Annotated in this window: 1 protein-coding gene; it reads left to right on the top strand. The window is 52.5% G+C overall.

The genetic code is table 11. The features are described from left to right. Positions 1-255, top strand: a 255-nt coding sequence (locus IB226_RS23135) for a GTP-binding protein (protein ID WP_255526523.1), incomplete at both ends; no start/stop codon positions are given.

Here is a 255-nt window from a genome sequence, read left to right as displayed (position 1 = left end):
TGACTGCAGCAATTACTACCGTACTGGCTAAAACCTACGGCGGTAAGGCAAGCAAATTCGATGAGATCGATAAAGCGCCAGAAGAGAAAGCACGTGGTATCACCATCAACACTTCTCACGTTGAATATGAAACCCCGTCTCGCCACTATGCGCACGTTGACTGCCCAGGCCACGCCGACTATGTGAAAAACATGATCACCGGTGCTGCGCAGATGGACGGCGCGATCCTGGTTGTTGCTGCGACTGATGGCCCAA

It is taken from the genome of Pantoea sp. PNT03, from assembly GCF_014852515.1.
GTDB lineage: Bacteria > Pseudomonadota > Gammaproteobacteria > Enterobacterales > Enterobacteriaceae > Pantoea > Pantoea leporis.
This window is presented reverse-complemented; position numbering and strand designations above follow the sequence as displayed.